The organism is Sphingomonas oryzagri, from assembly GCF_029906645.1.
Lineage (GTDB): Bacteria > Pseudomonadota > Alphaproteobacteria > Sphingomonadales > Sphingomonadaceae > Solisphingomonas > Solisphingomonas oryzagri.
The window spans coordinates 1,268,836-1,294,302 of sequence record NZ_JARYGZ010000001.1 but is presented as its reverse complement, the minus strand read 5'-3'; the positions used below and the strand labels follow the sequence as shown (position 1 = coordinate 1,294,302).

Annotated in this window: 24 protein-coding genes and 1 riboswitch; of the genes, 3 read left to right on the top strand and 21 right to left on the bottom strand. The window is 66.5% G+C overall.

Annotated elements, in window-relative coordinates; translation table 11 throughout:
* Window positions 1-7 precede the first annotated feature (7 nt).
* From QGN17_RS06255 to QGN17_RS06240, 4 genes are read right to left on the bottom strand one after another with little or no spacing between them, the layout of a single operon-like run.
* Window positions 8-472 carry a periplasmic heavy metal sensor gene (locus QGN17_RS06255; RefSeq protein ID WP_281043637.1) on the bottom strand — a complete coding sequence of 155 codons (465 nt, stop codon included), beginning with the start codon at window positions 470-472 and terminating at the stop codon, window positions 8-10.
* 9 nt (window positions 473-481) lie between these two features.
* Complete coding sequence (locus tag QGN17_RS06250; RefSeq protein WP_281043636.1) at window positions 482-868, bottom strand: hypothetical protein; 387 nt, start codon at window positions 866-868, stop codon at window positions 482-484.
* Entirely contained in the window at window positions 861-1,415 is a 555-nt protein-coding gene (locus QGN17_RS06245) for an RNA polymerase sigma factor (RefSeq protein WP_281043635.1), read from the bottom strand. The genes QGN17_RS06250 and QGN17_RS06245 overlap by 8 nt, the downstream gene beginning before the upstream one ends.
* 39 nt (window positions 1,416-1,454) lie before the next feature.
* Window positions 1,455-1,784 (bottom strand): EF-hand domain-containing protein, encoded by a 330-nt coding sequence (locus QGN17_RS06240; RefSeq protein WP_281043634.1) that lies wholly within the window; start codon window positions 1,782-1,784, stop codon window positions 1,455-1,457.
* A gap of 242 nt (window positions 1,785-2,026) precedes the next feature.
* Window positions 2,027-2,261, top strand: a riboswitch (cobalamin riboswitch).
* Window positions 2,262-2,528: 267 nt separating this feature from the next.
* Between QGN17_RS06240 and metE the strand changes: the two genes are divergently transcribed.
* The 3 genes from metE (at window position 2,529) to QGN17_RS06225 (ending at window position 6,288) form a co-directional block, all read left to right on the top strand.
* Complete coding sequence (gene metE / locus QGN17_RS06235; RefSeq protein ID WP_281043633.1) at window positions 2,529-4,853, top strand: 5-methyltetrahydropteroyltriglutamate--homocysteine S-methyltransferase; 2,325 nt, start codon at window positions 2,529-2,531, stop codon at window positions 4,851-4,853.
* 472 nt (window positions 4,854-5,325) lie between these two features.
* Complete coding sequence (locus QGN17_RS06230) at window positions 5,326-5,478, top strand: hypothetical protein (RefSeq protein WP_281043632.1); 153 nt, start codon at window positions 5,326-5,328, stop codon at window positions 5,476-5,478.
* 3 nt (window positions 5,479-5,481) lie between these two features.
* Window positions 5,482-6,288: a TrmH family RNA methyltransferase gene (locus QGN17_RS06225; protein WP_281043631.1), complete on the top strand. Its 807-nt coding sequence runs from the start codon at window positions 5,482-5,484 to the stop codon at window positions 6,286-6,288.
* 7 nt (window positions 6,289-6,295) lie between these two features.
* On the opposite strand, the gene QGN17_RS06220 is transcribed toward QGN17_RS06225, so the two are convergent.
* The 17 genes from QGN17_RS06220 to QGN17_RS06140 all read right to left on the bottom strand — a co-directional run bounded on the left by QGN17_RS06220 (window position 6,296) and on the right by QGN17_RS06140 (window position 25,240).
* Window positions 6,296-6,673, bottom strand: coding sequence for a reverse transcriptase-like protein (locus QGN17_RS06220; protein ID WP_281043630.1), 378 nt, complete (start codon window positions 6,671-6,673; stop codon window positions 6,296-6,298).
* Window positions 6,658-7,200 (bottom strand): pseudouridine synthase, encoded by a 543-nt coding sequence (locus QGN17_RS06215; protein WP_281043629.1) that lies wholly within the window; start codon window positions 7,198-7,200, stop codon window positions 6,658-6,660. Before QGN17_RS06215 ends, QGN17_RS06220 begins: the two co-directional genes overlap by 16 nt.
* Before the next feature lie 73 nt (window positions 7,201-7,273).
* Window positions 7,274-8,251 (bottom strand): alpha/beta fold hydrolase, encoded by a 978-nt coding sequence (locus tag QGN17_RS06210; RefSeq protein WP_281043628.1) that lies wholly within the window; start codon window positions 8,249-8,251, stop codon window positions 7,274-7,276.
* A 7-nt stretch (window positions 8,252-8,258) separates the two neighbouring features.
* Window positions 8,259-10,808, bottom strand: a complete 2,550-nt coding sequence (locus QGN17_RS06205; protein ID WP_281043627.1) for a TonB-dependent receptor — start codon at window positions 10,806-10,808, stop codon at window positions 8,259-8,261.
* Between the two features lie 308 nt (window positions 10,809-11,116).
* Window positions 11,117-12,121 (bottom strand): NADPH:quinone oxidoreductase family protein, encoded by a 1,005-nt coding sequence (locus QGN17_RS06200; protein WP_281043626.1) that lies wholly within the window; start codon window positions 12,119-12,121, stop codon window positions 11,117-11,119.
* Window positions 12,121-13,293, bottom strand: coding sequence for an acetyl-CoA C-acyltransferase (locus QGN17_RS06195; RefSeq protein WP_281043625.1), 1,173 nt, complete (start codon window positions 13,291-13,293; stop codon window positions 12,121-12,123). The genes QGN17_RS06200 and QGN17_RS06195 overlap by 1 nt, the downstream gene beginning before the upstream one ends.
* 20 nt (window positions 13,294-13,313) lie before the next feature.
* Complete coding sequence (locus QGN17_RS06190; RefSeq protein WP_281043624.1) at window positions 13,314-13,766, bottom strand: MaoC family dehydratase; 453 nt, start codon at window positions 13,764-13,766, stop codon at window positions 13,314-13,316.
* Entirely contained in the window at window positions 13,763-14,869 is a 1,107-nt protein-coding gene (locus QGN17_RS06185) for an acyl-CoA dehydrogenase family protein (protein WP_281043623.1), read from the bottom strand. Before QGN17_RS06185 ends, QGN17_RS06190 begins: the two co-directional genes overlap by 4 nt.
* 1 nt (window position 14,870) lies before the next feature.
* Window positions 14,871-16,070, bottom strand: a complete 1,200-nt coding sequence (locus QGN17_RS06180) for an acyl-CoA dehydrogenase family protein (protein ID WP_281043622.1) — start codon at window positions 16,068-16,070, stop codon at window positions 14,871-14,873.
* Complete coding sequence (locus QGN17_RS06175) at window positions 16,070-16,501, bottom strand: acyl-CoA thioesterase (RefSeq protein WP_281043621.1); 432 nt, start codon at window positions 16,499-16,501, stop codon at window positions 16,070-16,072. Before QGN17_RS06175 ends, QGN17_RS06180 begins: the two co-directional genes overlap by 1 nt.
* Complete coding sequence (locus tag QGN17_RS06170) at window positions 16,498-17,643, bottom strand: iron-containing alcohol dehydrogenase (RefSeq protein WP_281043620.1); 1,146 nt, start codon at window positions 17,641-17,643, stop codon at window positions 16,498-16,500. Before QGN17_RS06170 ends, QGN17_RS06175 begins: the two co-directional genes overlap by 4 nt.
* Window positions 17,644-17,647: 4 nt before the next feature.
* Window positions 17,648-19,303 (bottom strand): fatty acid--CoA ligase, encoded by a 1,656-nt coding sequence (locus tag QGN17_RS06165; protein ID WP_281043619.1) that lies wholly within the window; start codon window positions 19,301-19,303, stop codon window positions 17,648-17,650.
* Between the two features lie 35 nt (window positions 19,304-19,338).
* Window positions 19,339-21,372 carry a 3-hydroxyacyl-CoA dehydrogenase NAD-binding domain-containing protein gene (locus QGN17_RS06160; RefSeq protein WP_281043618.1) on the bottom strand — a complete coding sequence of 678 codons (2,034 nt, stop codon included), beginning with the start codon at window positions 21,370-21,372 and terminating at the stop codon, window positions 19,339-19,341.
* Window positions 21,373-21,385: 13 nt separating this feature from the next.
* Entirely contained in the window at window positions 21,386-22,183 is a 798-nt protein-coding gene (locus QGN17_RS06155; RefSeq protein WP_281043617.1) for an SDR family NAD(P)-dependent oxidoreductase, read from the bottom strand.
* Window positions 22,183-22,959 carry an SDR family NAD(P)-dependent oxidoreductase gene (locus tag QGN17_RS06150; RefSeq protein WP_281043616.1) on the bottom strand — a complete coding sequence of 259 codons (777 nt, stop codon included), beginning with the start codon at window positions 22,957-22,959 and terminating at the stop codon, window positions 22,183-22,185. Before QGN17_RS06150 ends, QGN17_RS06155 begins: the two co-directional genes overlap by 1 nt.
* Before the next feature lie 14 nt (window positions 22,960-22,973).
* Window positions 22,974-23,996: a phosphotransferase family protein gene (locus tag QGN17_RS06145; protein ID WP_281043615.1), complete on the bottom strand. Its 1,023-nt coding sequence runs from the start codon at window positions 23,994-23,996 to the stop codon at window positions 22,974-22,976.
* Window positions 23,993-25,240, bottom strand: coding sequence for an acyl-CoA dehydrogenase family protein (locus tag QGN17_RS06140; protein ID WP_281043613.1), 1,248 nt, complete (start codon window positions 25,238-25,240; stop codon window positions 23,993-23,995). The genes QGN17_RS06145 and QGN17_RS06140 overlap by 4 nt, the downstream gene beginning before the upstream one ends.
* Window positions 25,241-25,467 lie beyond the last annotated feature (227 nt).

The following is a 25,467-nucleotide window of genomic DNA, read 5'->3' as shown; positions in this document are numbered from 1 at the left end:
CAACGGGTCAGCGCGGCGTTTCCGTCGCCTGTGCCGCGGCCCGCACGCGACGCCGCTCGATGCCTTCGGCCAGTTTCGCCCGCTCGTCCGGCGGGAGGGATGCGGCGAAGGCGATGGCCCGCTCCTCCACATGCGCGCGGATCGCGATATCTGCGGCGCGTACGCGGCCGAGCGCATCGCTGAGCGCGGCCCGGTCGAACGTCGGCGCGCGCAGCAACGCGGCGGCATCGTCGCGCGCCTGCCGGCCTGCCATTGCAGTCGGCCGCATTTCCTGGCGCGCCTCGCGGAGGGCGCGGCGGAACGCCCGGCGCTCGTCGGCTGGAAGCTCGGAGCCGACGACGCGGATCGACCCTACGCCGAGCAGGGGAGGTCGCGTGCGCAACCATGCGGCGCCACCGGCCACCGCGCCGATCAGGAAGATGTTCAGCAGGATCGAAACGGCGCAGATGACCTTGAGCGTGCGGGACGACATTCAGTTCTCCTACCCAAGATCGCCGAAGGCGGTGGCGTCGTCGGAGGCGGCATGGCCGGCAGGCAGCACCACCGCCGCAGCCACCGAGCCGGCAGCGGCGCCGGCCAGCGCCGTCGCGATCCCGATGCCGGACCACCACAAGCGCGCGCGCCGAGAAATGGATCGGGTTGGGCGGGCGCCCAGGATCCGGTCCGCAAATGCCGGGTCCGGCGAAGGCACCGTCCAGAGATCGAGCTGCGCGTCGAGCCGTTCGGCATCCGCCAGTACCGCTTGCATCCTGGGGTGCTTCGCCATCTCCATCGCCTGCGCCCGCACGGCCTTGGGCCAACGCGCGATCACGCTGCCATAGGCATCGGCCAGTTCGACGAAGCGGCTTTCGGTCAGGGGCTCAGTCATCGCGAGAACCTCGGGCAGCGAAGGTGGCACGGAGCGATCGGCGGCCGCGTGCGAGCAGGCTTTCCAGCGCCTCGACGCTGAGCTCCATCGCTGCCGCCGCCGCGATGTTCGAAAGATCCTGGTAGTGGACGAGCAATATGGCCTCGCGCTGACGTTCGGGCAAAGCGGCGATGGCCGATTGCACGGCCCGACCCTGCGCGGCGTCGTCCATCGCGATATCGGCGGCTGGTGTCGGGTCCGCCTGCTCGGGCAGGTCGGGCATGGTTTGCTCCCGCCGCCGTCTTAGGCGGTCGCGGCAGAGGTTCAGGGTCACGGTGTGCAGCCATGTGTCGAAGCGCGCGGTACCGGGGCGCCAGCGGGCAGCCTGACGCCACGCCCGCACGAACGTCTCCTGCGTGACGTCCTCCGCCTCGGCGCCATCGCCCAGCATCCGGCGTGCGAGCGCGAGAAGCCGGGGCAGCTTGGCGTTCACCAGCAGGCGGACGGCCGCCTCGTCGCCGCGACCCACGCGCGCGACCAGCCCGGTATCGGGATCGTCCGCGCTCAAGCAAGGCGTCTCCAATGGACATGCGGCGGTTCCATCCTGTCAGGGCTGCTGCGCGGTGGTTTCGTCTGCCGCTCCCTTCTGTCCGCGCTGCGTCCTGCCGGCCATTCGCTCGTCGGGGGTGACGACGCCGTTGCCGTCGCGATCCATCCGCTGGAAACGCCGGGTGAGCGCCGCCTGAATCTCGGTCTTGTCGAGATAGCCGTCATGATTGGCATCCATCCGGTCGAAGAGGCGCGCCGGATCGCGTCCACCCTTCGCCGGCAGGGCGCTCATCTCGGCACGGCTGATCCGGCCGTCCCCGTCGGTATCGGCCGCCATGATCCGCGCGGTCTGCCGGTTCAGATACTGATCCAGCGTCATGCCGGGCATCGTAGCCTGCGATGCCGGCTGCGAACAGGCCATCGATGCGGCCAGTAGGGCCGATGGCGCGAATATCAGTGATGATCGGCGGATCTTCATGACCGGAACTCCGTGGGACAGGATGCTGTCCTGTCCTTGCACGCACCGACACCCGGATTCCGTTGCACCTTCGCCAAGCGGGCAGATCGATGCCTCATTTTACAATATAAGGATGTCTTTATATCTTTCTTGACAGGGATTCGGCGCCGGTGTCTAACCCTTCCGTCGAGGTTCCCCGTTCCAGGCTTAGAAATGAGCCTGCGCGACGGGGCTAAGACGGGAAGCCGGTGGCACCCGAACGGGTGGAATCCGGCGCTGCCCCCGCAACTGTGAGCGGTGAGCGGCGGTTCCGATGGATGTCACTGGTGCCCCGCGCGGGCACTGGGAAGACAGGAGCCGACGTGCTGACCCGCGAGCCAGGAGACCTGCCTCCGACGCGATAACGTTCCTCGGACGGGGGTTCCTCCGGTGGACGCGCGAAGGGCAGATCCGGCCGGACGTGCGTGCCGGCATCCTCGATCGTTCGCGCGCCCTCCAAGGTCTTCCGCCCATCATGCAGGCGATTGACCGATGCCCATTAATCCGTTGCCGCCGGCCATAGGCCCGCCCGTGCGACCGCGCCCGTCGAGCTGACGCGGCGCGCCTAACCCTCCACCTTTTTCCGAATTCGACATGACGGCCGGCGACACGCGTCCCGGCCGAAGGAGATCATTCATGCCCGTTACCGCCGCGAACCTCGGCTTTCCCCGCATCGGCCCGCGCCGCGAACTCAAGATCGCCGTAGAGGCCTACTGGGCCGGCAGGATCGACAAGGCCGCGCTGCTCGATACCGCCAGAGGTCTGCGCGCCGCGACCTGGGAGCGGCAGAAGGCCGCCGGTATCCAGGTGATCCCGAGCAACGATTTCTCCTTCTACGATCAGGTGCTCGACACCAGCGTGATGGTGGGCGCGATCCCCAGCCTCTATCGGCCGCTCGGCACGGCGGACTCGCTGGATGTCTATTTCGCCATGGCGCGCGGTACCCGAACCGATGCGGGCGACGAAAGCTGCAGCCACGGGCACCGCCGGCAGGGCGACGTGCCGGCGCAGGAAATGACCAAATGGTTCGACACCAACTATCATTACATGGTGCCGGAAGTGTCGCCGAACCAATCATTCCAGCTCAGTTCGCACAAGGCGATCGATCAGTTTGTGGAGGCCAAGGCGCTGGGCCACCACACACGGCCGGTGATCCTCGGCCCGGTCACCTATCTGCTGCTCGCCAAGTCCAAGGTCGAGGGCTTCGATCCGCTCTCGCTGCTGCCGGGCCTGCTGCCCGTCTATGTCGACTTGCTGACCCGGCTCCAGAATGCCGGCGCGGACTGGGTGCAGATCGACGAGCCGGCGCTGGTGCTCGATCTCGATGACGCGCAGCGCGCCGCGTTCGCCATCGCTTACGGAGTTTTCGCCGACAGGCTGACGGGCCTCAAGCTGATGTTGGCCACCTACTTCGGTTCGCTCGGCGACAATCTCGCCACCGCGCTCGCCTTGCCGGTGGCGGGGTTGCATGTCGATCTCGTGCGCGCGCCGGAGCAGATTGACGCGGTGCTGGCGGGGGCGCGCGCGAACCTGCTCCTCTCGCTCGGCGTGATCGACGGCCGCAACATCTGGAAGGCCGATCTCAACGCCCTGCTCGACCGGCTGGAGCCGATCGCGAGCGCTCGCCGCAAGCTGTTGATCGCGCCGTCCTGCTCGCTGCTTCACGCGCCGGTCGATCTCGATCTGGAAACGAGGCTCGATCCTCGAATGAAAGGCTGGCTGGCCTTCGCCACGCAGAAGCTGGACGAACTGGCGACGCTCACCAGGGCGCTGAACGAGGGGCGCGACAGCGTGAGGGACGCGCTAAACCGGAACGCCGCGGCGGTTGCCGACCGTGCCGGCTCGCCGCTCACCAGGAACCCCGAGGTGCGCGACAGGCTCGCGGGTGTGGACGCCACCATGGCGAAACGCCGATCGGCCTTCGTCGAGCGCATCAAGGCGCAGCAGGCGCATCTCGCTTTGCCGCCGCTGCCGACGACCACGATCGGCTCGTTCCCGCAGACGCCGGAGGTGCGGAAAGCCCGTTCCGCCCACGATAGGGGCGATCTGGACGACGCCGGTTACGAGGCGTTCCTCAGGGATGAAACCGCTCGCACGGTGCGCTGGCAGGAAGAGATCGGCATCGACGTGCTGGTGCATGGCGAGTTCGAGCGCAACGACATGGTGCAGTATTTCGGCGAGAAACTGTCCGGCTTCGCGTTCAGCCGCGCCGGATGGGTGCAGAGCTACGGTTCCCGCTGCGTCCGTCCGCCGATCATCTACGGCGATGTCTCGCGTCCCGCGGCGATGACCGTGGAATGGTGGCGCTACGCCCAAAGTCTGACAGCCCGTCCGATGAAGGGTATGCTCACCGGCCCCGTGACGATCCTCAACTGGTCCTTCGTCCGCGATGACCAGCCCCGTGAGGAGACCTGCCGCCAGATCGCGCTCGCGATCCGCGACGAGGTACTCGATCTGGAGGCGGCAGGGGCGCGGATCGTCCAGATCGACGAGGCGGCGCTGCGCGAGGGGCTGCCGTTGCGCAGGGCCGACTGGCAGCATTATCTCGACTGGGCGGTGGAATGTTTCCGCCTCACCGCTGCGGGCGTCGCCGACGCGACGCAGATTCACACGCACATGTGTTATTCGGAGTTCAATGAGATCATCGATTCCATCGGTGCGATGGACGCGGACGTGATCTCGATCGAGACGTCACGCTCGAAGATGGAACTGCTCGACGCGTTCGTGGGATACGCCTATCCGAACGAGATCGGGCCGGGCGTCTACGACATCCACTCGCCCCGCATCCCCTCGACACAGGAAATGGAAACACTGCTGATCAAGGCGAGCGCTCGTCTTTCACCGGCGCAATTGTGGGTGAACCCCGATTGCGGTCTCAAGACCCGTCGATGGGAGGATGTGAGGCCAGCGCTGATCAACATGGTCGATGCCGCCAGGGCTGTTCGCGCGACGCTCGGCTGATCGGGTTGGAGGAGCGCGGCCGGCAACCGCGCTCCGATCTCGCCCGCCTTGAAAACATTGATAACCAGGGGCGTCACCACCTGCGCAACCCGAATTGCTGGGGTGCGAAGTATTTGGGTCGAACGGGCTGCGGGTCGCGATCTCCGTCGGCGTCCCATAGGTATCGGAATTTTCTGGGGCTTGGGGACGATGAAGGTTCGGGCTTTGCCGGGGGCCGCGGCGGCGCACAGGCGCGCAGGGCATCGGACGGGAAATATCGTCAGTTTCCTGAAGCGTGCTCTTCTGCATGATCGAAAGCCTGTGCCGGGCAATTGCGAGGCCATGTCGTGTTCGCTGGGCCGCCTTCTTCTATGGGCGAACCGCCGGGAGCGGTGAGGGCGACTGCGCTGCTCCTTCCGGACCGAAAGGATCGCGCCCGATCTTGCTGACGATGAACGGTGCACCGCGCGGCCGCATCGTGTAGAACGGCTCGATGGCGGATTCTCTCGAAGACATGATCATACAGACGCCCGAGGGGCCGATGAGCTGGGCCGAGTGGAAGAAGAAGAACCCGGTCCAGACGCCGTCGCGCCGGACCAAGGGCAAGGATCTGCCGAACAAGGTCAAGCGCTTCACGCAAGACTGAGCCGTGCCCGTCATCATCACCATCGACGATGTCGCCGATCCGCGCATCGAGGCTTATCGCGATATCCGCGAGCGGGATCTTGTGGGCCGTCAGGGATGCTTCGTGGCGGAGGGCCGTGTCGTCATCGAGAAGGTGGTGTCCTCGGCGGACTTCCGGCTGAATTCGGTGCTGGTCGCCGCCCATCGCCTCGAAAGCCTCGCGGACGTGCTCGGCAGGCTCGACGTGGACACCCCCGTCTTCGCAGCTTCCCAAGCTGTCGTCGATGCGATTGCCGGGTTCGCGCTGCATCGCGGGCTGCTGGCGATCGGGCGACGCGCGGATGCGCCTTCGGCCGAGGCTTTGCTGGGCGGCCTACCGGCGCGCGCGGACATTCTGGTGCTGTCGGGCATCGCGAACCACGACAATATGGGCGGTATATTCAGAAACGCGGCGGCGTTCGGTGTCGGGGCGGTGATCCTCGATTCGGACTGCTGCGATCCGCTCTACCGCAAGGCGATCCGGGTCTCGGTCGGTGCGACATTGCTCGTGCCGTTCGCGCAGGTCGATCGAGGAACGGACATTCTGGATCTGCTCGACTGTCATGGCTTCGCGACGGTGGCTCTGAGCCCGCGCGGCGAACGCGAACTGCAACACATGGCGGTCGCGGATCGGAATGCCGTGTTGTTCGGCGCGGAAGGCCCCGGCCTTTCCCCGGAACTCATGGGCCGCGCACATACCGTCCGGCTCTCGATGGCCGGCGGCTTCGACTCGCTGAACGTGGCGACCACCAGCGGCATCGTTCTTCACCACCTGTTCGCCGCATCGCGCTGATCGCGCGTCAGCGATCGCGCAGCCCGGCGAGAGCAATGCCGGCGAGATTCTGGCTGCGTTTTACGTAGCGGATCCGCACCCGGCCCGGTGGTCGTGGCAGCGCCAGAAAAGTCCGCAGATGATCGGCGCAGGATGGCGGACATCGGGCGGTGCCGTTTGCCTGCGCGATGACTGCCGCCGCGTCGCCGAGCAGCACCGGATCGACCAAAGCCCGCTCGCTGGCGTGGCGCATCGCCTCGATCAGGGCGAGCCATTCGGCAGCCATGCTGTTGCCCGCCCCATGGTCGCGCCGGATGAAGCTGCGGCCGCCGACGACGATCGCCGTTTCCATGCCGGTGGAGGGTCGGTAGCCGCCGTCGAAGAAGATCTTCACGCCGCGCGCCACTGGCCGGGCGGGAGGTCCGCGACCGACCAGTCCCCGATCGCCCATCGCACCAGCCGCAGCGTCGGATGGCCCACCGCCGCCGTCATCCGGCGGACCTGACGGTTTCGCCCCTCCCGAATGGTGAGCTTCAGCCAGCGATCGGGAATGCTGGCACGAAAGCGGATGGGCGGATCGCGGGGCCACAAGGCGGGGTCGTCGATGCGCTCGACCAGCGCGGGGCGGGTAGGGCCATCGTTCAGCTGCACGCCGTTCCGCAATTGCTTCAGCGCGCCATCGTCCGGCTCCCCTTCGATCTGGACGAGATACGTCTTGGGCAGCTTGAACTTGGGATCCGCGATCCGCGCCTGCAGCTTGCCGTCGTCGGTCAGCAGAAGCAGCCCCTCGCTGTCTCGATCCAGCCGGCCGGCGGGATAGATGCCCGGCAGATCGATAAAGTCGGACAGCGTCGCCCGCGCGGTATCGGTGCCACGATCGGTGAACTGGCTCAGCACGCCATAGGGCTTGTTGAACAGGATCAACTGCGCCATGCGCCGACATTCACGAGCTTGCTCATGATGTCGCCTTAGATCAGCGACGAAGCGCCCGCACGCATGAATGCACCTAACCCCGCTCCGCCTTGAGCTTGCCGAGAAAATCCAGCAGCAGCCGGGTGACAGCCTCGGGCGCCTCCTGCTGTGTCCAGTGACCGATACCGTCGAGGACGTGCTTGCCGCGCAGGTTCGGCACTAAGCTGTCCATCGCCGCGACGTCGTCGGCGAGCATGATCGGCACGCCGTCGGCGGATCCGGCGATGTAGATGGTGGGTTGAAGGATCTTCGCGCCCTGCAGGAACGGGGTGATCGCCCAGTTGCGATCGAGGTTGCGATACCAGTTGATCGCCCCCCGGAAACCGGATCGCCGGAACTGATCGGTGAAGACGTCCAGATCGTCCGCCGACAGCCAGTGCGGCAGATGATCCGGCACGATGAGATTGTCGATCATCCGTTCGCCCTTGGCGAAGAAGGCGAAGGAGCGGTTGTCGCCCGGCCGTTCATGCGTGCGATCGCCGCCGGCGGTGTAGAGGATGCCGAGCAGGGCGCGGCGCACATCCTCTTCCAGTTCCGCTTCGACCCGGCCCGGCTGCTGGAAATAGGCCTGATAGAATTCCCGGTCCCGCGTCGCGCGCTCGAACCGCGCTGAGGGCCGTGTCCGGCTGCGCGCGACGTAGGGAACGCTCAGGAGGCCGAGCGCGTGGAAGATGTCCGGCCGCAGCAACGCCGCGTGCGCCGCGACGTTGCTGCCCCAGTCATGCCCGATCACGACCGCGCTCTCCGCGCCGAGCGCCGTCACCAGACCCGCGAGATCCCCGGTAAGTTGGGCGATGTCGTAGGCGTCGACGGCTTCCGGCGCATCGCTCGCCCCATAGCCTCGCTGATCCGGCGCCACGACGCGATAGCCCGCCGCCGCCAGCGCCCCGATCTGGTGGCGCCAGCTGTAAGCCGTCTCGGGCCAGCCGTGGCACAGCAGGACGAGGGGGCCGCTCCCTTCCTCGACGACATGGAGACGGACCCCATTCGTTTCGATGAAGCGAGCGGCCATCCCCGTCTCAGTAATGCAGCCTGAGCGTCGCGCCGAAGGTGCGCGGCGCGCCGAGGAAGGCGTCCAGCACGCCGGTCGCGTTGGTCGGCACGTTCTGGAAGCCGTTGTCGAACGCAACCTGCTTGTAGTGGGTGTCGAACATGTTCTCGGTCCACATCTCGACCGACCAGCGGTGGTTGCTGGGGCCGAAGCCGAGCCGGGCATTGGCCAGCACGTACCCCTTCTGCTCCTTCCCCGGATCGAGATCGGAACCGGTATTGTATTTCGAGGAATATTTCGCGCCCATATTGAAACGCAGCTGATAATCCTCCCCGATCGGCTGGGTATAGGTGCCGGACAGCGAAGCCGAGTAGAGCGGGGCCAGCGACAGGCGCGAATGGCGGCCGCCCTGGTAACCGGTGCGCAGTTCGAGATCGGCCAACTCGGTGCCGGTCAGGTGATAGCGCGTATCGGCCACCGTCAGGCCGCCCTGGAAGGTGAGCTTCGGCGAGGCGAACCAAACGAAATCGGCATCGATGCCCTTGCTGATCACCTTCGGGATCGAATCCACGACGAACACCAGGCCGTTGAAGGTATTGAGCTGGAAGTTCTTGTAGCTCTGGTAGAAGAGCGCGGCGTTCAGCAGCAGCTTGCGATCGAGCAGGGTCGCCTTCTCGCCGACCTCGAAGGCGTTGTTGGTCTCGTCGCTGAACCGCGTGTTGCGGATCGGCGTGATCACCGCCGCGCTGCCCGGCAGGCAATCCGCCTCGCCGACCGTGCACTGGACGCGATCGAGGTTGAAGCCGCCCGCCTTGTAGCCGCGCGCGTAGGAGGCATAGACCATCAGCTGCGGCCCGAAACGATAGGCGAGCTTGGCCGTTCCGGTCGGCACATGTTCGGTATGCGACTGGCGGTTGGTGAAATTGTTGTAGCCGGGGCTGAGGAAGGGCAGGCACATCGTCTCGTTGACCTGCGCGAGTTGTGCCGCCGCTTCCGGGTTCACCGCCTCCAGAATCCCGAACGCCGCATTCGCCGCTGCGCAGCCGGACCCGTTGCCGATATTGCTGCTCGTCTGGTTGAGGATCTTCTGGTCGATCGAATAGCGCAGCCCGACGTTGAAGCTCAGCGCGTCGTTGAAATGGTAGGTCTCGTTGGTGAACAGCGCGTAGGTCTTGTCGAGCTGGCGATAGCGATCGAGTGACCCCGATCCCGCCGCATAGTTCACGCCTCCGACGAACGGGAAGGTCAGCCCGGTCTGCAGGAATGTCGGATCGGGATGGCCCTCCACCAGCGAGGAGAAGAGCAGGCTGAGATAGGGCGTGAAGTCCTTGCCGACGCGGACGCTGGTATTCTGGTTCAGCCGCTCGTGACTGTAGAAGCCGCCGATCAGCCAGTCGAGATTGCCCGATGTGCCAGCGTAGCGCAGCTCCTGGCTGAACGTCCGGAAGCGCGTGGAATTGCTCTTGTCCGGGGGCAGATAGTCGATGTCGGCAGTGGAGAAATCGGCATCGAAGCCGGCGATCGTCCTCCAGTCGCGATAGGCGCTGATCGAGGTGAGGGTGCCCGGCCCCAGTTCCCAATCGGCCTGCAGCGATACGCCGCCGTCGCGGACCCGCTGGCCGTCGGGCTGGTTGGCGTAGGCCTGGCGGCGATAGGGATGTTCGGGGTCGCCGTCGTTGCCGCCCAGCGCCGCGACGATGTTGTTGGCGAGGTTGGGCGCGGGCGCCTGGCTGGCGCGCGTGATGACGGCGATGCAGCATTCCTCGTGCCGCTTCGAATAGTCGGCGATCAGGCGCGCCTTGAACGTGTCGGTCGGCGTGAACAGCAGTTGGCCGCGGATCGTGTAGAAATCGCGATTGGTATCGTGGGTGGAGGTGCGTGGGCCCTGGCCGGTATCAACGTCGAAGAAGCCGTCGCGCTGACGATCGGCGAAATAGAGGCTCGCGGCGAGCTTGTCCTTCACGATCGGCCCGGTGATCTCCGCCGAGCCACCGATGGCGCCGTAATTGCCGGCTTCCAGTTCGGCGTCGAGGCCGAACTCGTTCTTGGGTGCGGCGGTGAGGATGTTGATCACGCCGGCCGTCGCCGATTTGCCGAACAGGGTACCTTGCGGGCCTTTCAGCACCTCGATCCGCTCGACATTGCCGAGGTCGCCGAAGCCGACGCCGTTGCGCGGGCGATAGACGCCATCGATCACGATGCCGACCGAGGATTCGAGCCCGGCATTGTCGCCCACCGTTCCGATGCCGCGGATGCGCGCCGTCGTGGACGCTTCGCTGGTCGTCGAGGTGACGAGCAGACCGGGGGCGAGCAGTGCCAGATCCTTGATGTCCTTCACGCCGCTGTCCTGCAGCAACTGCTTCGTCACGGTCGTGACGACGATGGGGACGTTTTGGAGATTTTCGGAGCGTTTCTGCGCGGTGACGATGATCTCGTCGACGCTTCTCGGCGCGTCTTCCGTTGCGACCGGACGGGTCGCCGCAGCGGGCGCGGTCTGCGCCATCGCATTTGAAAACGAAGTCGCGGCGAACAGCGCCGCGCCAGACACGGCAACGCACAACTTGGCCTTGGTGTGCATCAGATGATCCCCTTCCTCTCCCGTCGGGCCGACGCGGGGTGGGGGTCTTTCGCCGCCTCGCCCCGGTCCGCCGCGCCCGATGCTTCGGTGCGCGACGCCCGTTTGGTGAGAGGAGGATGGGGCAAGCCTTTCGATGCGTCAAGTCGAATTGAATATAGGGTATGGACAGGAATGTGGTGGGTGTAGCACTTTCGCAACGCGGGCATTTCTTGCCGCTTTGCACAACGTAATTCCGGTCGGTATAGGATTGGGCGCCGCTCTCATAAAGCGGCGCCCGAAGAGGTGTTCGGTAAAATTTGAAAATAGGGTCAGGCGTCGTCGATGCGGACGACAACCTTTCCGATTGCCGATCGGCTGGCTAGCCGCGTGATCGCCTCGCCGCCCTGTTCGAGCGGGTAGATGCGATCGATGCGCGGGCGTATGCGCCCCTCCCGCCACCAGTCGAGCAATTGCGCGACATGGGCGCGATGGCGTTCCGGCTCGCGCGCCACGAAGGCGCCCCAGAACACGCCGCGCACGTCGCAAGCCTTGAGCAACGTCAGGTTGAGCGGCAGCTTCGGGATACCGGCCGGGAAGCCGACGACCAGATAACGCCCCTCCCATGCAATGCTGCGCAGCGCCGGTTCGGCATAGTCGCCGCCGACCGGATCGTAGATCACGTCCGCGCCCTTTGGTCCCACCGCATCCTTGAAGGCCTGGGCGAGCGCCTTCGATCCTTCTTTGTCGAAAGGTCCGCGCCCGTAGACGATCGTGCGATCGGCGCCGGCCTCGCGCGCTGCGGCAGCCTTTTCTTCGCTCGAGACGGCGGCGACCACCGTCGCGCCCATCGCCTTGCCGATCTCGATCGCGGACAGACCGATGCCGCCGGCCGCGCCGAGGATCAGCAGGGTCTCGCCGGCCTTCAGTTGCCCGCGATCGATCAGCGCATGGATGGTCGTGCCATAGGTGAAGATCAGCGCCGCACCCTCGACCGGATCGGCATCGGCCGCCATCCGGATAGCGCCGGAGGCCGGCACGATCATCGCCTCGGCCAATCCGCCGTCGCGCGCTACCGCGATCAGCCGGTCGCCGATCGCCCAGCCCTCCACGCCCTCGCCGATCGCATCGACCACGCCCGAGACCTCGGCGCCCGGCGCGAAGGGGCGGGGCGGCTTGAACTGGTATTTGTCCTCGATGATCAGCACGTCGGGATAGTTGATCGCGCAGGCCAACACGCGGATGCGCAATTCGCCCTTGCCGGGCTCGGGCGTCGGCACATCGGTGAGTTCCAGCGTCTCGGGGCCACCGGGCTGGCGGGAAAGCAGCGCCTTCATCACAGCACCTCGAACAGGCCGGCCGCGCCCATGCCGCCGCCGATGCACATGGTGACGACGACATGCTTCGCGCCGCGCTTCTTCCCCTCGATCAGCGCGTGGCCGACCATACGCGCACCCGACATGCCGTAAGGATGCCCGATGGAGATGGCACCGCCGCTGACGTTGAGCCTGTCATCCGGAATACCGAGCCGATCCTGGCAGTAGAGCACCTGCACGGCGAAGGCTTCGTTCAGCTCCCACAGGCCGATATCGTCCATGCCGAGGCCGAAGCGCTGAAGCAGCTTAGGCACGGCGAACACCGGGCCGATCCCCATCTCGTCGGGCTCGGTGCCGGCCACCGCCATGCCGACATAGCGGCCGAGCGGGGCGAGCCCGCGCTCCGCTGCAAGGCCAGCCTCCATCACCACGCAGGCCGACGATCCGTCCGACAGCTGCGAGGCGTTGCCGGCGGTGATCACGCCGCCTTCCACCACGGTCTTGAGCGCTGCGAGGCCTTCGGCGGTGGTGTCCGGCCGATTGCCCTCGTCCTTCGCCAGCGTTACCTCCTTGTGGGACGTTTCGCCGGTCGCCTTGTCGGCAACCGACATCGTCGCGGTGACGGGGATGATCTCCTGATCGAACGCGCCTGCCGCCTGCGCCTTCGCGGTCAGCTGCTGTGAGCGCAGGCCATAGGCGTCCTGCCGATCGCGCGAGATGCCGTAGCGCTTGGCCACCACCTCGGCGGTCTGCAGCATCGGCATGTAGACATGCTTATGCATCGCCAGCAGCTCGGGATCGGGCGCGACGCGCATCTGCGGGGTCTGCACCATCGAGATCGACTCGACGCCGCCGGCCACCACGACATCCATGCGATCGACGATCACCTGCTTGGCGGCGGTCGCGATCGCCATCAGGCCGGATGCGCATTGCCGGTCGATCGTCATGCCCGCGACCGTCACCGGCAGGCCGGCGCGTAAAGCTGCGGTGCGGCCGATCGTGTGCTGCACGCCCTGCGGCAAGGCGGCGCCGATGATGCAATCGTCCACCTCGGCCGGGTCGACGCCAGCCCGCTCGACGGCGGCACGGATCGCATGGGCGGCGAGCGTGGGGGAAGGCGTGGCATTGAACGCGCCGCGATAGGCACGGCCGATCGGCGTGCGGGCGGTCGAGACGATGACGGCATCGCGCATGGTTTTCTCCTGTCGGATGTTCAAAGGAAGAAACGGGTGAGCCAGGTGGCGACCAGAGCGGGCTTGGCCTCGCCCTCGATCTCCACGGCGATGTCGTGGGTCTGCTGGAATTGACCCGGCGTGATCTCTTCGATCGCAGCGAGCGTCGCGCCGGCGCGGATGCGGCTGCCGGAGCGGACGGGGTGCACGAAGCGCACCCGATCGAAGCCGTAATTCACGCCCATCCGCGCCGGCGGCCGATCGGGCTGCGCGATGGAACTCATCAGGTGGGGCAGCATCGAGAGCGTCAGCAGGCCGTGCGCCACCGTGCCGCCAAACGGGGTCTCGGCGGCACGGACGGGATCGACATGGATGAACTGATGATCCAGCGTCGTATCGGCGAAGCGATCGATCAATGCTTGATCGACCACCAGCCAGTCGGACATGCGCCGCACGCCGATGGCGGCGCGCAGGGCCACGAGCGCTTCGCTCACGCGGCGTGACCGAGCGCGACGAAGCGGCCGATATGATGGTCCTCGTCGCCGAGTTGGTGACCGATCATCGTCAGCCGCTTGGCGAAGTGCGATAGCGGCAGCTCCCACGTCATGCCGATACCGCCGTGCATCTGGATCGATTCCTCGGCGGCCAGCGTGCCGACCCGCCCGATCGTATATTTGGCGGCGGAGACGGCGCGCTCGCGCGTGCGCCGGTCCTTGCCGAGCGCGTCGGCGGCGTTGATCGCGGCGGAGCGTGCCTGCTCGATCTCCAGCGCGACGGTCGCCATGCGATGCTGCAGCGCCTGGAACTTGCCGATCGGCACGCCGAACTGCTTGCGGGTGCGGAGATAATCGAGGGTTGAGGCCTTGAGCACGTCCATCACGCCGATCGCCTCCCACGCGAGCGCGACGATACCGGCGGCGACAGCATCCTCGATCAGCGCATGACCGTCCTCTGTAATCAGCGTTGCGGGCGTCGCATTCAACGTCAGTTCGCCGCCGCGTCCACCGTCGATCATCGGATAACCGCGTAGTGCAGCGGCCGCCTTGTCGACGAGGAACAATCCGATGCCGCTTTCGTCGCCCGGCTCACCGTCAATGCGCGCGGAAACCAGGACGCGGTCCGCCGCCTCGATCTGCGGGACGACGGCCTTGATGCCGGTCAGTACCCAGCCGTCGCCGTTCCGCATCGCGCGTGTCGCGACGTCGGCCAGATCATAGCGGCTCTGCGGCTCATCGTGCGCGAAGGCGAGGATGGTGGTGCCGGCGATCGCGTCGCCCAGCAACGCATGCTGCCCGCCCGCCTTGGCCAGCATGCGGCCCGCCATCAGCGTGCAGAGGAACGGCTCGACCACCAGCGCCTTGCCGAGTTGCTCGAACACCGCCGCGATGTCGAAGCCGGTGCCGCCGAAGCCGCCCGCCTCCTCGCCGAACAGCGCGCCGACGACGCCGAGTTCGGCGAGCGCCGCCCAATGCTCGCGCGACCAACCGTCCTCCGATCCGCTGATCCTGTTGCGCACATCGATAGGGTAACGCTGCTGGAGATAGCGGCCGAGCGTGTCGGCCAGCATCTGCCGATCCTCGCTGTGATGGAAATCCATGTCAGAGCTCCAGCAGGGCTTTGGTGATGATCTCGCGCTGCACCTCGTTGGAGCCGCCGAAGATCGAGAGCTTGCGATTGTTGAAATAATCGGCGGCGACGGGCGCCGCGTAATCCGGGCCGATCGGCTCCCCGTTGAAGCCCTCGTCCAGCGCCTCGCTGACGAACGGCTGCGCGTAGGGGCCGAGCGCGCGGCGCGTCAGGCTGGTGATCTCCTGCCGGATCTCGGTGCCCCGGATCTTGAGCATCGCGGTCATTTCCAGCGGCGCCGATCCGCTGTTGCCCGATGCGGCCAGCACGCGCAGGTTGGTCGTCTTCATATTCTCGAGATCGATCTCCAGCCGGGCGAGGCGTGCCGCGAACAGCGGATCCTCGGCAAGCGGCCTGCCACCCTTGCGCTGGGTCCGTGCGATTTCCTTGAGATGATCGAACGCCGCCATCGATCCGCCGACGCCCGCCAGTCCCGCGCGCTCGTAGGTCAGCAGATACTTGGCATAGGTCCAGCCCTTATTCTCTTCACCAACGAGGTTCTCGGCCGGCACTCGTACGTCGGTGAAGAACACCTCGTTCACCTCATGCTCGCCATCCAACAGGATGATCGGGCGAACCTCGACGCCCGGCGTCTTCATGTCGACTAGCAGAAAGGAGATGCCTTCCTGCTTCTTGCCCTCGGTGGAGGTGCGCACCAGGCAGAAGATCATGTCGGCATGTTGGCCGAGCGTGGTCCAGGTCTTCTGGCCATTGACGACATAGTGGTCGCCATCACGCACCGCGCTGGTCTTGAGGCTGGCGAGGTCGGAGCCGGCGCCTGGCTCCGAATAGCCCTGGCACCACCAGTCAGTGCCATCGAGGATGCGCGGCAACCAGTAATCCTTCTGCGCCTGCGACCCGTATTTGATCAGGACCGGACCCAGCATCGAGACTCCGAAGGGGATGATGCGCGGCGCATGGGCGAGCGCGCTCTCGACATCGAAGATCGCCGCCTGCGCGACCGACCAGCCGGGACCACCATAGTCTTTCGGCCAGTGGTTCGCATACCAGCCGCGCTCATTGAGGATGGTGTGCCAATCGACCATATCCTGCTTGGTGAGGCGCTTGTTGGTCCGCACCTTGTCGGAAATGCGGGTGGGCAGCTTCTGCTTCAGGAAGGTGCGCACCTCCTCGCGGAAACCCTCTTCTTCGGGCGAAAAACGGAGATCCATCAGATCAGCCTTTCGAGCATGTCCCGCCAGTCGGCGGGCAGGGGAACGGGGCGGCGGCTGTCGCGGCCGACATAGACGTGGGTGAAATGGCCTTCGGCGGCGGCATCGGCCGCACCTTCCGCGAAGATGCCGAGATGATAGGTGACGCTGGAGGTGCCGAGCTTCGCCACGGCCAGCCCGACCTCGACCTTCTGCGGGAAGGCCAGGGACGCGGCGTAGCGGCACCCCGTTTCGACGACCAGACCGATCGGATCGCCTGCCTCGACATCGAGCAGTTCGGTCTCGACGAGCCATGCGTTCACCGCCGTATCGAACCACCCATAATAGACCGTGTTGTTGACGTGGCCGTAGACGTCGTTGTCGTGCCAGCGCGTCGTGATCGGTGTCCAGTGTCGATAGGCCGAGCGGGGGCGGAGCGGTGCGCGGCTCATAGCGCCGCCTCGTAGAGCAGGCGCGCGTCTTGCAGCGCGATCGGGCATGGATTGTTGCGCAGCAATCGCTCCTGCAACATGGCATCGGCGGCGAGCGTATCCAGATCGGCGGCGCTGACACCGACGTCCCGCAAATGTTGCGGCATCCCGGCCTCCACCGACATGCGGCGCAGCGCCTCGACGAGTCCTGCGGCCTGTGCCTGACTGCCAAGGCCCTCAAGCGCCGGATCGACAATGGGGCCAAGTTCGGCATAGAGCGGCAATGCGGCGCCCATGTTGAAGCCCAGCACATGGGGCAGCATCAGCACGTTGGAGAGGCCATGCGGTACGTGGAAACGGCCGCCAAGCGGATAGGCGAGGGCGTGCACGCCCGCCACAGGCGCGTTCGCGAAGGAGACGCCGGCGAGATGCGCGCCAAGCAGCATCGCCGATCGCGCCGCGACATCGCCGGGAGTTTCGCAGACGGTCAGAAGATTGCCCGCCAGCAGGCGCAGCGCCTCGCGCGCGAGTATGTCCGACAGCGGATTCTTGAGGTGCGCCGAGGTATAGGCTTCGATCGCATGGACCATCGCGTCCATTCCGGTGGCGGCGGTGACGGGGCGGGGCAGGCCGAGCGTCAGCAGCGGATCGAGCACGGCATGGTCGGCGATCAGCGCCGTCGACGAGACGCCGCGCTTCTCGTCACCCGGTAGCGTGATGATCGAAACCGGTGTCGCTTCCGATCCGGTGCCAGCCGTCGTCGGCACCAGCACCAGCGGCAAGCCGGTGCCACGCGCCTTGCCGACGCCCCATATCGCATCGAGGTCATCTTCCGACCCGAGCAGGTAGGCTGCGAGCTTGGCGACATCCATCGGGCTGCCGCCGCCGAAGCCGACCACGCTTTCGACATGGCGGCTCCGCCCCGCCGCGACCACCGCCTCCAGCGTGGCTCGGGACGGATCGGCCTCGACCGCATCGAACAGCGCGATCTCGCGCCCACCCTCGCGCAACCCTGCGAGCGCGGCGTCCGAGAGGCCGAGCTTCACGACCTGGGCGTCGGTGACGAACAGCGCCGGCCCGTCGGGGATCAGGTCACCGATCCGCGCTGATGCCCCTTCTCCCGCCAGCAGGCGCGGGCCGTAGTGGAAGGCGAAGCCCTCCACCGCCTCAGGCTACCGCTGCCTGCGGGGCCTCGGCATAGGAGGCGCGCATCGCCTTCTTGTCGATCTTGCCGACGCTGGTACGCGGCAGCTGGGCAACGATCTCGAAGCGCTCCAGCCGGGCGTAGCGGGTGATCGCCCCCTCGGCGATCGCCGCCTCGACGGGGGCGTTGAGCGCGTCCAGCGTAATCGTGGCTCCCGGTTTGGGCACCACCACCGCCAGCGGCCGCTCGCCCCACTTCGCATCGGGGATCGCGACGACGGAGGCTTCGGCGACGCCCTCGGCGGTGGCGACCAGTTCCTCGAGGTGGATGGAATCGATCCATTCGCCACCGGTCTTGATCACGTCCTTGAGGCGATCGCGGATGGTGATCGTGCCGTCGGGGTCGATCGTGGCGATGTCCTGCGTGTGCAGCCAGCCGCCGTGCCACAGCGTCTCGCTCGCTTTCGCATCGCCGGTGTAGCAGGGGGTGAGCCACGGCGCGCGCAGCACCAGCTCGCCGCGAGCCTTGCCGTCGCGCGGCAACACGTTCATCGCGTCGTCGACGATCTGCGCGGTGACGAGCGGCACAGTGACGCCCGAGGTGGTGAGCTGGGCGACGATCCTGTCTTCGTCGGTCTCGCCTGCATCCGGACGGGCCATGGACACCATCGGGCAGGTTTCCGACATGCCGTAACCCGATAGCACCTCCATGCCGCGGCGCCGCGCTTCGGAGCAGAGCGCCTTGCTCATCGCCGACCCGCCGATCGTCAGCTTCCAGCCGGTAAGATCCTTGCCGGTCTGGTCGGCGGCCTGGAAGATCATCTGCAGGATGGTCGGCACGCAATGCGAGTAGGTGACCTTGTGATCGGTCGCGAGGCGGCACAGCAGGTCCGGCTCGTAACGGCCGGGATAGACCTGCTTCAGCCCCAGCATCGTCGCGATATAGGGCACGCCCCAGGCATGGACGTGGAACATCGGCGTCAACGGCATGTAGACATCGCCATAGCCGAAGCCCGGCGCCGCCTTGGATCCGCCGCCCGGCCCGTTGGCCACCAGCGTATGCAGCACCAGCTGCCGGTGGGTGAAGGTCACACCCTTGGGATTGCCGGTGGTGCCGGTGGTGTAGAAGGTGGTGGCGACGGCATTCTCGTCGAAATCCTCGAACGGATAATCGGGCGAGGCCGCGGCCGACAGCGCCTCATATTCGCCGGTGGCATAAGACGGCAAAGCACCCTCCGTCCCGTCCATGATCGCGATCACCGCCTTCACATGCGGCAGCGACGGCAAGATCGCCTCCACCAGCGGGAAGAAGTCGCGGTGGACGAGCAGGATCTCGGCCCTGGCGTGGTTGAGCGTGTACGCGACTTGCGGCGGGGGAAGGCGCACGTTCACCATCATCAGCACCGATCCCATCATCGGCACCGCGAAATAGGCCTCGAGATAGCGATGGCTGTCCCAGTCCATCACCGCGACCGTCATGCCCTGTTCGGCGCCGACGCCCTCCAGCAGCGAGGCGAGCCGGCCGATGCGGCCGAAGAACTCGCGATAGGTGTAGCTGGATTGGTCGCGATAGACGATCTCCTGATCGGGCGCGGTCATCATCGCGCTGTCGAGCAGGTGGCGGATGGTCAGCGGGAACTGGTAGGCCTCGGGCGCCGGCTCGGCGAAGCGAAGGGGCATGTTGCGATCCTCTCTCTTGGGGTGGCTCGCCGGTTTTACCGGTCGAGCGGCTTGCCTTCGGCGGCGCGCTTCGCGAGCAACGGCGAGAGGGTAAAATCCCCGCCCAGCGCAGTCTCGTAGCGCTTCAGCCCGTCGACCACGGTGTCGAGCCCGATCTGGTCCGCCCAGAACATCGGGCCGCCCTTGTGGCGCGGCCAGCCATAGCCGTAATTCCACACGACATCGATATCCGACGCGCGCTGGGCGATGCCCTCGGCGAGGATGTCGGCCCCTTCGTTGACCATCGTGTAGAGCGTACGGACCATGATCTCGTCGTCCGAAATGCTGCGCGGCGTGATCCCGGCCTTCGCGCGGAAATCGTCGATGATCTGCGCGACGACGGGCGACGGCGTCGGCTTCCGTTTCTCGTCGTAATCGTAGAAGCCGGCCTGCTTCTTCTGGCCCCAGCGGCCTTGCGCGCAGAGCGCATCCTGCAGGCTCTCGATCCGCTCGGGATCGCGGTGCCAGCCGATGTCGACACCGGCGAGGTCGGCCATCTGGAACGGCCCCATCGGCATGCCGAAGGCGGTATGCACGCGATCGACCTGCTCGGGCGTGGCGCCCTCCAGCAGCAGCGCGTTGGCGTTGGTCTGGCGCGGGATCAGCATGCGGTTGCCGATGAAGCCGTAGCAGACGCCGGAGACGACCGGCACCTTGCCGATCTTCTGCGCGAGCGCCATGCCGGTTGCCAGCGCATCGGGCGCCGTCTTCGCGCCCCGCACCACCTCGACCAGCTTCATCACGTTGGCGGGCGAGAAGAAGTGGAGGCCGAGCACGTCCTGCGGGCGCTTGGTGGCGGTCGCGATTTCGTCGATCGAGAGATAGGAGGTGTTCGACGCGAGCATCGCGCCCGGCTTGGCGATGCCGTCGAGCTTGGCGAAGATCTCCTTTTTCACGTCCATATTCTCGTAGACCGCCTCGATGATCAGATCGCAGTGCGCGAGCGCGCCGAAATCGAGCGTCGGGGTGAGCAGGCTCATCGCCTTTTCCACCTGCTCGGGCGTCAGGCGGCCCTTGGCGGCGGTCGCCTCGTAATTCTTGCGCATGACGCCGGTGCCGCGATCCAGCGCCTCCTGCGCCATCTCGACGATGGTGACCGGGATGCCCGCCGACAGGAAGTTCATCGAGATGCCGCCGCCCATCGTGCCGGCGCCGATCACGCCGACTTGCCTGATCGGGCGGAGCTGGATGTCCCTGGGCAGGCCGTCGATCTTGGCGGCGGTGCGCTCGGCGAAGAAGACGTGGCGCAGCGCCTTGGACTGCTCGCCGGTGACGAGCTGCATGAACAGCGCCCGTTCCTTCTGCTGCCCCTGATCGAGCGGCAGTTCGGTCGCCGCCTTCACCGCCTCGATGCAGGCCTTGGGCGCGTCGAGGCCCTTGATCTTGCGCGCGTTGTCGGCGGCGAACTTCTCGAACACCCCGGCATCCGCCGAGACGGTGCGGTCGCCGGTGCGGCGCGGCGCGTCGAGCGTGCGGGCGAAAGCGATCGCCTCATCGCCCAGCGTCTCGTCGCTCTCCGCCAGTCTATCGATCAGGCCGGCCTGCGCCGCCTTGGTCGCCGGGATCGGCGATCCCGAGACGATCATGCCGAGCGCCGCCTCCGCCCCGATCAAACGTGGCAGCCGCTGGGTGCCGCCCGCGCCCGGCAGGATGCCGAGCAGCACCTCGGGCAGGCCCAGCTTCGCCTTGGGCGCGGCGATGCGGTAGTGCGCGCCCAGCGCCACCTCCAGCCCGCCGCCCAGCGCCATGCCGTGGATCGCCGCGACGACGGGCTTGTCGCTCGCCTCGATCGCGTCGACAACCTCGGGCAGCATCGGCCCGACCGGCGGTTTGCCGAATTCGGTGATGTCGGCGCCGCCCGAGAACATCTTGCCGCCGCCCCGGATGACGATCGCCTTCACTGCCGGATTGGCCTGCGCCTTGGCGATCGCCTCGGACAAGCCGGTGCGGACGCCCGCGCCGAGCGCGTTGACCGGCGGGTTGGTCATCACGATCTCGAGGACGTCGTCGTGCTGCTTGGTCTCGATCATGGAGAGCCTTTCGTCAGAAGGTCGTTTCGCCGATGCCGCGCGGCCGGGCGAAGGGATGGGAGGAGGAGAGGCCGGCATCGACGACCAGCGCATGACCGTTGACGTAGCTGGCCTCGTCGGACGCGAGGAAGGCGACGGCGGTGGCGATCTCGATCGGCTCGCCGCCGCGCTTGAGGGGGTTGAGCATCCCCAGCTGATCGCCTTTCCCCTTGGCGCGGGCGAGGTCGTAGAAGGGCTGGGTCATGCCCGTCTCGATCAGGCCGGGGCAGACCGCGTTGACCCGGATGCCCGATCCGCTGAGTTGCTGCGCCGCCGTCTGCACGAGGTTGATAACCCCCGCCTTGGAAGCAGAATAAGCCGGCCCGCCGGCGCCGGCTCGCAAGCCCGCGACCGAGGCGGTGCAGACGATCGCGCCAGGTTTTCCGGCATCGAGCATCGCCTTCGCGCCATGCTTGATCGCAAGGAACGGGCCGATCAAATTGACTTGCAACAGCGCCTGCCAATCCTCGACACTCTGATCGAGGATGCCGGGCAGGCCGCCGCTGATCCCGGCATTGGCGAAGATCACGTCGATCCCGCCCTGCTTTTCGATCGCCGCCGCGATCATCGCGGTGACGTCGGCCTCGCTGCCCGCGTCGCCGCGCATTGCGAAGATGCCGTCATGCCCGGCGGCGGTCTCCTCGACGCCGTCGGTCACGTCGACCGCCAGCACCTTCGCGCCTTCGCTGGCGAACAGCCGTGCGGTGGCGCGGCCGATGCCCGATCCGGCGCCGGTGACGAGGACGCTCTTCCCTGCGAACCGTCCCGCCATCACAGGCCGCCCTTGATGGTCGTGCCGCCATCGACGACGATGCCCTGCCCGGTGACATAGGACCCCGCCTTGGAGGCGAGGAACACCGCCGCGCCGGCGATCTCGTCCGGCTCGCCGATGCGGCCGAGCGGGGTCACGCGCTTGAGCGCCGCCTCGGCCTTGGGATCCTCCCACAAAGCCTTGGCGAAATCGGTGCGGATGACGCCCGGCGCGATCGCGTTGACGCGGACATTGTGCTTGCCGAACTCGATCGCGAGGTTGCGGACCAGCTGGAAGTCCGCCGCCTTTGAGACGTTGTAGGCGCCGATCACGTCCGATCCGATCAGACCGCCGATCGACGAGACGATGACGATCGCGCCGTCCTTGCGCTCGATCATCTCGGGCGCGACCATGCTGACCAGCCAGTGATTGGCGAGCACGTTGTTGTCGAAGATCTTGCGGAACTGCTCGTCGCTGATCCCCGCCATCGGCCCGTAATAGGGATTGGATGCGGCATTGCAGACGAGGATGTCGATCTGCCCGAAGCGCTGGCGGGTCTCTGCGACCAGCGCCTCCAGCGCCGCCTTGTCCGAGATGCTAGCTGCGACGGCGACAGCGCGTTCCTCGCCATGCTTCGCGTTGATCGCGTCAGCGACTTCCTCGCAGGCCGGCTGCTTTCGGCTGGAGATCACCACCTTCGCGCCGGCATCGGCATATGCCTCGGCAATGGCGCGCCCGATACCGCGCGAGGATCCGGTGATGATCGCGATCTTGCCGCTCAGATCGAACAAATCCATGCGCGTCTCTCTCCTTAGTCGGTTGCACCGGCCTTGCGGGCCTCGGCCCAGGCGGCCTGGGTCAGCAGCCCTAGCTTGGCGACGGTATCGGCTGCCCTGCTGCTCGAGGCATTGCCGTCGATCATGCGCTTCTTGATGCCCTGGACGATGCCGATCAGCCGGAACAGATTGTAGGCGAAATACCAGTGCAGATCGGGCAGCCCGTCGCGCCCGCTCGCCGTGCAGTACCGCTCCACCATCGCATCAAGCGGCGGCAGGCCCTCGGCATCCAGATCTACGCCGGCGAGGCCGGAGCGCCCGTCGCGCGGCATCGCCCAGTTCATCGCGAGGTAGGTGAAGTCGGCGAGCGGATCGCCGATCGTGGTCAGCTCCCAGTCCAGCACCGCCGCCACCTTGGGCGCGTCCGCCGCGTAGATCAGGTTGTCGATCCGGTAGTCGCCGTGAATGATCGAGGTGCGGGTCTGCGCCGGCAGGGTGCGGGGCAGCCACTCGATCAGCTTCTCGACCTCCGGGATGTCGTCGGTCTGCGAGGCGCGATATTGCTTGGTCCAGCGCTGGACCTGCCGCTCGAAATAATTGCCCGGCGGGCCAAAATCACCAAGTCCGACCGTCTCGTGATCGACCGCGTGGAGCGCCGCCAGTGTATCGATCATCGCCTCGTAATAAGCGCGGCGGTCGGCCTTCGCGATATCGGGCAGGGTGCCGTCCCACAGGGTGCGGCCCTCTACAAGTTCCATCAGGTAGAAGGCGGCACCGATCACGCCCGCGTCCTCGCACAGTGCGATCGGGCGGGGTACCGGAAAGCCGGTCGGGTGCAGCGCGGCCAGCAGGCGGTATTCCCGTTCGACAGCATGAGCCGACGGGAGCAGTTGGCCGAACGGTTTGCGGCGCAGGACGAAATGGCCGGCCGACGTCGCAATCCTGTAGGTTGGATTGGACTGGCCGCCAGGGAATTTCTCGATCGCAACCGCGCCGTCGAAATCGGGCAGCGTTCGGTCGAGCCAGACCTTCAGCGCCAGATCGTCGAGATCGCTCACCGGGCGGCGTCCCGATACTTGCCGAGTTCGGCGCGGGCGATGGCGCGGGCGTGGACCTCGTCCGGCCCGTCGGCGAGGCGCAGCGTGCGGATGTTCGCCCAGTCCGCCGCCAGCTGGAAATCGCCCGAGACGCCGCCGCCGCCATGTGCCTGCACCGCATCGTCGATGATCTTGAGCGCCATCATCGGCGCCTGCACCTTGATCATCGCTATCTCGTTGCGGGCCGCCTTGTTGCCGGCGCGGTCCATCATGTCGGCAGCCTTGAGGCAGAGCAGGCGGGTCATCTCTATGTCGATGCGGGCGCGGGCGAGGCGCTCCTCCCATATGCTGTGCTCGGCGATACGCTTGCCGAAGGCGGTGCGAGACATCAGCCGCCGCGCCATCGCCTCCAGCGCCTCCTCGGCCGCGCCGATCGTGCGCATACAGTGGTGGATGCGCCCCGGCCCGAGCCGTCCCTGCGCGATCTCGAAGCCGCGCCCCTCGCCGAGCAGGAGATTTTCCGCCGGCACGCGCACGTCGGTGAGCGTCACCTCGGCATGGCCGTGCGGCGCGTGATCGTAGCCGTAGACCGACAGCAGCCGCTCGACCTTCACGCCGGGCGTATCGACATCGACAAGGATCATCGCCTGCTGGGCATGAGCCTGTGCGTCCGGGTTGGTCTTGCCCATGACTATCGCGAGCTTCGCGCGCGGATCGCCCATGCCCGAAGACCACCATTTGCGCCCGTTGATCACATAATGATCGCCGTCGCGCACGATCGAGGTGCGGATGTTGGTGGCATCGGACGAGGCGACCTCCGGCTCGGTCATCAGGAAAGCGGAACGGATCTCGCCCGCCATCAGCGGCTTCAGCCAACGATCCTTCTGCTCCCGCGTGCCGTAGCGGTGGAGTACCTCCATGTTGCCGGTATCGGGCGCCGAGCAGTTGAACACCTCGGATGCCCAGACGATGCGCCCCATCTCCTCGGCGCACAGCGCGTATTCCAGATTGCTGAGCTGGGTGCCCTCGAAGGCGAAGCTGTCATCGACATGCGCGTGGCCGGAGGCGGGCGGCATGAACAGGTTCCATAGACCAGCCGCCCTGGCCTTTGGCTTGAGCGTTTCGATCGTCTCCAGCGGCGTCCAGCGATCGCCGGTTTCCAGTTCGCGCGCACATTCGGCGAGACGTGGGCGGACCTGCGCATTCATGAAATCGCGGACGTGGCCCTGGAAGTGCCGCTCTCGCTCGGTGAGCGTAAAGTCCATTCATCCGCTCCTTGCGTTCATCGACTCGGGTTGCGTACCCCAAGTTCGAATTTATGCCGTTCATGGCGGCAAGGAGAATTGCTGTCCAGCCCGTCAGGCACCTTTTTAATACCGTACTGGGGTCGGAACGGCATTGTGTGCGCCATGTTTCGGAATTTGACCCAATATTCGAAATCGGCGAGAATCTACGTGATCTTCGGGTCGACAGGAATGGGCTTTGGCGATAA